Here is a 1,738-nt window from a genome sequence, read left to right on the forward strand (position 1 = left end):
CCCGTCGTCCCCGTCCGGGGCGTCGGGCGACTCCGGTACCCCGGGCGGCTCCGGCGCGCCCGCCGGCAAGGACCGCCGCAGCGGCCGCGCGGCCGGGCCGGGCTCGGGCCCGGTCCCCATGCGGCGTGACGGCGAGCGGCTGCGGTTCGTCGGCGCGGCCACCCGGCGCATCGCGCGCGGCATGGACCTCGACGAGATCGTGATGGGCCTGTGCCGGGCCACCGTGCCCGCCTTCGCCGACGCCATCCTGGTCCATCTGCGCGAGCCGCTGCCGGTGGGCGACGAGCGGCCCGCCGGCCCGGTGGTGCTGCGGCTGCGCCGCACCGACCGCATCCCGCCCGACCGGGTGTCCGGCGCTCCCGACCCGCTGCCCGCGCTTCCCGCGCTGGCCACCGGCGAGGCCCCGGACGCGGAGGTGCCGCCGGGCAGCCCGCTGGACGAGGTGCTGCGCGGGGTCCGCCCGGTCTTCGCCGACTCGCCGTCCGCCCGTGAGGCGCTGTCCGGGCTGCTCGGCGAGGGCGCCGACGCGGTGGCCACCGGCCAGCACGCCATTCTGGCCCCGCTGCGCGGCCGCCGCCGGGTGATCGGCGCGGCGGTGTTCCTGCGCGGCCCCGAGCGCATCCCGTTCGAGGGGGACGACCTGCTGGTCGCCGCCCAGCTGGCCACGCACAGCGCGCTGGGCATCGACAAGGCGGTGCTCTACGGCCGTGAGGCGTACATCGCCGACGAGCTCCAGCGCACCATGCTCCCGGAGACGCTGCCCCGCCCCACCGGGGTGCGCCTGGCCTCCCGCTACCTGCCGGCCGCCCAGACCGCCCGGGTGGGCGGCGACTGGTACGACGCGATCCCGCTGCCCGGCAGCCGGGTCGCCCTGGTGGTCGGCGACGTGATGGGCCACTCGATGACCTCCGCGGCGATCATGGGCCAGCTGCGGACCACGGCGCAGACCCTGGCCGGGCTCGACCTGCCGCCGCAGGAGGTCCTGCACCACCTGGACGAGCAGGCGCAGCGGCTGGGCACCGACCGGATGGCCACCTGCCTGTACACGGTCTACGACCCGGTCGCGCACCGCATCACCATCGCCAACGCCGGTCACCCGCCGCCCGTCCTGCTGCACATGGACGGGCGGGCCGAGGTGCTGGAGGTGCCGGCCGGCGCGCCGATCGGCGTGGGCGGGGTCGACTTCGAGGCCGTCGAGCTGGACGCCCCGGCCGGGGCGACGCTGCTGCTGTACACCGACGGCCTGGTCGAGTCGCGGCTGCGCGACGTGTGGACCGGCATAGAGCAGCTGCGGGACAAGCTGGAGGCCACCGCCCGGCTCACCGGCCAGGACCACGCACCGCCGCTGGAGGCGCTGTGCGACGAGGTGCTGGACATGCTGGGCCCCGGCGACCGCGACGACGACATCGCGCTGCTCGCCGCGCGGTTCGAGGGGATCGCCCCCAGCGACGTGGCGTCCTGGGAGCTGTACCCGGAGAACGCGGCGCCGGGCACGGCGCGGCGGCTGGCCCGGACGGCCCTGGAGAACTGGGGGCTGGACGCGCTGACCGACTCGGTCCAGCTGCTGGTCAGCGAGGTCGTCACCAACGCCGTCCGGTACTCGAACCGGCCGATCACGCTGCGGCTGCTGCGCACCGACGTGCTGCGCTGCGAGGTGGTCGACGACGTCCCGCAGCTGCCGCGGCTGCGGCAGGCGCGGGCCACCGACGAGGGCGGCCGCGGTCTGTACCTGGTGAGC

At 76.9% G+C, this 1,738-nt stretch carries 1 protein-coding gene; it reads left to right on the forward strand.

The genetic code is table 11. From position 1 onward, the window contains the following. On the forward strand, positions 1-1,738 hold a 1,738-nt coding region (locus ACOV8S_RS15850; RefSeq protein ID WP_448318467.1), incomplete at both ends, for an ATP-binding SpoIIE family protein phosphatase.

It is taken from the genome of Streptomyces sp. CO7 (assembly GCF_053474865.1).